Annotated in this window: 5 protein-coding genes; all 5 read left to right on the forward strand. The window is 41.7% G+C overall.

Translation table 11 applies throughout. From position 1 onward, the window contains the following. The coding region (gene ftsY / locus M997_RS03945) for a signal recognition particle-docking protein FtsY (protein WP_074379333.1) at positions 1 to 1,418 on the forward strand (1,418 nt) is incomplete at its 5' end. 5 nt (positions 1,419 to 1,423) lie between these two features. Further along, positions 1,424 to 2,089 (forward strand): cell division ATP-binding protein FtsE, encoded by a 666-nt coding sequence (gene ftsE, locus M997_RS03950; protein ID WP_064718816.1) that lies wholly within the window; start codon positions 1,424 to 1,426, stop codon positions 2,087 to 2,089. Beyond that, positions 2,082 to 3,059, forward strand: coding sequence for a permease-like cell division protein FtsX (ftsX, locus tag M997_RS03955; RefSeq protein WP_064718817.1), 978 nt, complete (start codon positions 2,082 to 2,084; stop codon positions 3,057 to 3,059). The genes ftsE and ftsX overlap by 8 nt, the downstream gene beginning before the upstream one ends. A gap of 337 nt (positions 3,060 to 3,396) precedes the next feature. Next, positions 3,397 to 4,251, forward strand: coding sequence for an RNA polymerase sigma factor RpoH (gene rpoH, locus M997_RS03960; protein WP_064718818.1), 855 nt, complete (start codon positions 3,397 to 3,399; stop codon positions 4,249 to 4,251). A 94-nt stretch (positions 4,252 to 4,345) separates the two neighbouring features. Then, a complete protein-coding gene (locus tag M997_RS03965) occupies positions 4,346 to 5,527 on the forward strand; it encodes a glycerate kinase (RefSeq protein WP_064718819.1) in 1,182 nt (393 codons plus the stop codon). Positions 5,528 to 5,568 lie beyond the last annotated feature (41 nt).

Raw genomic sequence — 5,568 nt, forward strand, 5'->3', positions numbered from 1 at the left:
AACGCCAAGCACAAGAAGCCGAAGAACAACAACGTTTAGATGCTGAGCGTGCACGTTTAGAAGAAGAACGCTTAGCGGCGGAACGTGCAGAGCAACAACGGTTAGCACAAGAAGCTGAGCAGCAACGTTTGGCGCAAGAAGAGGCACAGCGCCAAGCACGAGAAGCGGCACAAGCCGAAGAACAACAACGTTTAGAAGAAGAACGCTTAGCGGCGGAACGAGCAGAGCAACAACGGTTAGCACAAGAAGCCGAGCAGCAACGTTTGGCGCAAGAAGAAGCACAGCGGCAAGCACAAGAAGCGGCACAAGCCGAAGAACAACAACGTTTAGAAGAAGAACGCTTAGCGGCGGAACGCGCAGAACAACAACGGTTAGCACAAGAAGCAGAAGCAGAGGAACAAGCGCGTTTAGCCATTGCGCAAGCCGAAGCTGAAGATATTGAATCCTTACGTGAAGAAGTGCTTGCCGATAAACCGATTGAACAAGAGAAACCTAAAAAAGAAGGATTCTTTTCTCGGCTGAAAAAAGGCTTATTGAAAACGCGTCAAAACTTAGGCTCAGGATTCCTAAGTCTATTTCGTGGTAAAAAAATCGATGATGATCTTTTTGAGGAATTAGAAGAACAGTTATTGATTGCCGATGTGGGAATGGAAACCACAACAAAAATTATCACCAGCTTAACTAAACACGCAAATCATAAAGACCTTAAAGATGCTGAAGCACTTTACGGCAAATTGCGTGAAGAAATGGGTGAAATTTTAAGTAAAGTCGACCAGCCATTAAAAATTGAAGGTAAAAAGCCCTTTGTTATTTTAATGGTGGGCGTCAATGGTGTGGGTAAAACCACGACTATCGGAAAGTTAGCGCGTCAGTATCAAGCTGAAGGAAAATCTGTCATGTTAGCCGCAGGAGATACATTCCGTGCAGCAGCAGTTGAACAGCTACAAGTTTGGGGTGATCGTAATAAAATTCCTGTTGTTGCTCAACATACAGGCGCCGATCCGGCTTCTGTTATTTTTGATGCAATTCAATCAGCACAAGCAAAAGGTGTCGATGTTCTTATTGCCGATACCGCAGGACGACTGCAAAATAAATCCCATTTAATGGAAGAGCTGAAAAAAATTGTACGTGTCATGAAAAAGCTGGACGAAGAAGCACCACATGAAGTGATGCTGACATTAGATGCAAGTACTGGTCAAAATGCTGTTAGCCAAGCAAAACTCTTTAATGAGACCGTTGGACTAACAGGATTAACATTGACTAAACTGGATGGTACAGCGAAAGGGGGAGTTATTTTCTCTATTGCTGATCAGTTTGGAATTCCTATCCGTTATATCGGTGTAGGTGAAGGTATTGAAGATCTACGTCCATTTAAGGCCGACGATTTTATTGAGGCTCTGTTTGCCCGCGAGGAGTAGCTGTAATGATCCGCTTCGAACATGTCAGCAAAGCTTATTTAGGTGGAAGACAAGCATTACAGGGTGTCGATTTTCATCTTCATCCTGGTGAAATGGCTTTTTTAACGGGTCACTCTGGTGCCGGTAAAAGTACATTGCTTAAGTTAATTTGTGGAATAGAGCGTCCAAGTGATGGCGCTATTTGGTTTGCTGGTCATGATATCAGTCGATTAAAAAATAGTGAGATCCCTTTTCTGCGCCGCCAAGTAGGGATGATCTTCCAAGATCATCACTTATTGATGGACAGAACAGTTTATGACAATGTCTCACTTCCATTAATTATTGCTGGCGCAAGCGAAGAGGATATCCGGCGCAGAGTTTCAGCTGCGCTAGATAAAGTGGGGTTATTAGATAAAGCTAAAAACTATCCAATTCAACTTTCTGGCGGTGAACAGCAGCGTGTTGGTATTGCCCGAGCTGTTGTGAATAAACCGACTGTACTTCTTGCAGATGAGCCTACTGGTAACCTTGATGGCGAGCTTTCAGAAGGCATTATGCGTCTATTTGAAGAGTTTAACCGCGTTGGTGTGACGGTATTAATGGCAACACATGACATGGCACTGATAGAGCGTAGGAATTATCGCATTCTAACATTAGGCCAAGGCAGAATGGTGGGAGGTCAAAATGGCTAAAGCAAAGAGTTCCCGTAAGTCAATGCCAACGCCAGGCGCAAAAACAAAAGCCTTACGTGGTGGAAGACGTGAACAGTGGCGTTATGCTTGGCGTAACACAATGGCTGACTTTTTGCGCCAACCGCTCTCTTCTTTTTTAACTATTATGGTGGTGGCTATTTCATTAACGCTGCCAAGCATTTGCTATATTGTGTGGAAAAACGTCTCAACAGCGGCTGAACAGTGGTATCCCACTCCTCAATTAACGGTTTATCTCGATAAATCCTTAGATGATAGCCTTGCAGAAGCAACCATTAAAAAGATTGAAGCGCTAGAAAAAGTAGAAGAGGTTAATTATCTTTCACGCCAAGATTCTTTAGTTGAGTTTCGTTCATGGTCTGGGTTTAGTAGTGCGCTGGATATGTTAGAAGAAAATCCGCTTCCTGCCGTCGCGATAGTGACACCTAAAATGGATCCTAGCGATCAGCAACTAATGACGACGCTACGAGATAGTGTTGCGCAAATTGCGGGTGTGGATGAAGTGAGAATGGATGATAGTTGGTTTACTCGGCTTTCAACTTTAACATCATTAGTTGGGCATATTGCTCTGGTGATAGGCACACTTATGATCGTGGCATTATTATTGGTGATAGGTAATAGCGTCCGACTCAATATCTTTAGCCGTCGCGATACGATAAATGTAATGAAACTGATTGGCGCAACTGATGGCTTTATTATGCGTCCATTCCTCAATTGGGGATTAATTCTCGGTTTTATTGGCGCTATTTTTGCTTTGGTATTTTCTGCACTATTGGTTTGGAAGTTATCGGATGTGGTGACACAAGCTGCAACTGTTTTTGGTACCACCTTCTCAATTTCAGGTTTAGGTTTTGATGAATCTATTATTCTGATCTTAGTCTCCATGATAGTAGGCTGGTTTGCAGCATGGCTGACGACAATGCAGCATTTGCGTCAATTTACACCTGAATAATTACTTAGCATCTTTATCTCTTTTTATTATGGTGGGTTGCTTTATTATGGTAACCCATTATTTTATCGTAGCTTCATTTCTGGCATAATAACGCATTGCACTTAATCTTTACCTATGGGTTATGATAGCTATGTTATTTTAAATAGGCTCGGTAAAGTAAAAAGAAATGTAAACATAGATGCCGTATGAACCTTTAGTCTTTATGCTGGTCGTAATTAGGTTGTGATAAAAATTTATAAAATGTCCAACAAACATATCCTATAAGCTATATTTATAAGGCTCGTCTACTCTCCTTACTGTGTAATAGTTGTTTAATTGATTTTTCATGAGGATTTGAATGACAAAAGAAATGCAATCCTTAGCATTGGTTCCGCAAGGCAGCATCGAAGCTTATATCCGTGCAGCCAATTCCTATCCGATGTTAACTGCAGAGGAAGAAAAGGAACTCGCTGAACGGCTGCATTACGATGGTGATTTGGATGCAGCAAGAACGCTAATCCTTTCACATTTACGCTTCGTTATTCATGTTGCTCGTAGTTACTCTGGATATGGTTTACCTCAGGCAGACCTTATTCAAGAAGGTAATATCGGCTTGATGAAAGCTGTTCGTCGTTTTAACCCTGAAGTTGGGGTGAGACTCGTTTCTTTTGCTGTACACTGGATCAAAGCGGAAATTCATGAATATGTGCTACGCAATTGGCGCATTGTGAAAGTCGCAACGACTAAATCACAACGTAAATTGTTTTTTAATTTAAGAAAAAACAAAAAACGTTTAGGTTGGTTTAATCAAGATGAAGTGGAATTAGTGGCTAAAGAGCTCGGCGTATCTGAAAGCGATGTGCGCGAAATGGAATCGCGAATGTCAGCACAAGATATGGCTTTTGATATGAGTAACGATGATAACGATGACTCGCATCCTGTTGCGCCAGTACTCTTTTTAGAAGATAAATCTTCTGATTTTGCAGACGGTATTGAAGAAGATAACTGGGATAATCATGCAACAGATAAACTTACATCAGCAATAGAAACTCTTGATGAGCGTAGCCAAGATATTATTCGCGCGCGTTGGTTAGATGATGAAAGCAAATCAACATTACAAGAGCTTGCCGATAAATATGGTGTTTCTGCCGAGCGTGTTCGTCAATTAGAAAAAAATGCCATGAAAAAACTGCGTCTGGCGATAGAAGATTAATCACATTTTAGATTAAGCAAACCAGATAACGCATCAGATTATGTTATAAAAGCGATATGAAAATATCGCTTTTTTATTATCTGGAGAAAATAATGTGAAAATAGTTATCGCCCCTGATTCATTTAAAGAAAGCTTAAGTGCGAAAGAAGTTGCCGAATCAATCAAACAGGGTTTTTCACGTTATTTACCTGATGCGCAATACTGTTGTATTCCTATGGCTGATGGTGGCGAAGGTACTGTTACATCGTTGGTGGATGCAACGCAAGGTCGTTTCATCTCTACGCAAGTGTGTTCGCCTTTAGGTAAACAAGTGACCGCAACTTGGGGACTTTTAGGTGATAACACCACTGCCGTGATTGAAATGGCACAAGCTTCTGGTCTTCATCTTGTCTCTTTATCTCAACGTGATCCTAATTTAACGACCAGTTATGGTACGGGTGAATTAATTAATGCCGCACTTGAAATGGGCGTTAAAAAAATTATTTTAGGATTAGGTGGCAGTGCTACAAATGACGCTGGTGCGGGTATGATGCAAGCACTCGGTCTTGGTCTTAAAGATAAGTTTGGTACATCTTTACCCTTTGGCGGCGCGGCTTTGGCTCAGCTTCAAACTATTGATATCAACTCGTTAAATCCGAAGCTTAAAAATATCGAAATTGAGATTGCTTGCGATGTTTCTAATCCATTGTGTGGAGAAAAAGGGGCATCCGCTATTTTTGGTCCTCAAAAAGGAGCGACCCAAGACGATATTGCGCAACTTGATAACGCATTACACCATTTTGGTACTTATATTGAGAAAATGACGCAACGCAGTCTTATCAATATTGCAGGAAGTGGTGCTGCGGGAGGATTGGCTTTGCCTTTGCTTGCATTTACGCAAGCAACACTTTCGCAAGGTGTTGAATTGGTTGCTAATGTGGTTGAATTAGAAAAACAATTAATCGATGCAGATTTGGTAATAACGGGTGAAGGGCGAATGGATAGCCAATCGGCACAAGGTAAAACACCGACAGGCGTTGCTAAATTGGCAAAAAAATACCACCTTCCTGTTATTGCGCTGGTTGGTGGTTATTTACCGGATTACGATGTGGTTTATCAGCAGGGTATTGATGCCGTTTTTTCTATTGTACCGGGTGTTTCTACGCTGGCTGATGCACTTTATAATGCGCAAAAAAATCTCAGTGAGACGGCTTATAATGTGGCTAGGCTTTATGCTTTAGCTACTACTCGTCATACTTCAAGTTGTAGCGTTGTTGACTGCACTCACTCGCACTAGTCACATACTAATGTATGTTCCTAGCGACTCACTCACTTGTC

The sequence above is a fragment of the Proteus hauseri ATCC 700826 genome (assembly GCF_001654965.1).
In the GTDB taxonomy this organism is placed as follows: domain Bacteria; phylum Pseudomonadota; class Gammaproteobacteria; order Enterobacterales; family Enterobacteriaceae; genus Proteus; species Proteus hauseri.

What these genes read in the sequence shown, in the direction of transcription:
- ftsE (WP_064718816.1), top strand. Translation starts at nt 1,424, where the DNA reads ATGATCCGCTTCGAACATGTCAGCAAAGCTTATTTAGGTGGAAGACAA.
- ftsX (WP_064718817.1), top strand. Translation starts at nt 2,082, where the DNA reads ATGGCTAAAGCAAAGAGTTCCCGTAAGTCAATGCCAACGCCAGGCGCA.
- rpoH (WP_064718818.1), top strand. Translation starts at nt 3,397, where the DNA reads ATGACAAAAGAAATGCAATCCTTAGCATTGGTTCCGCAAGGCAGCATC.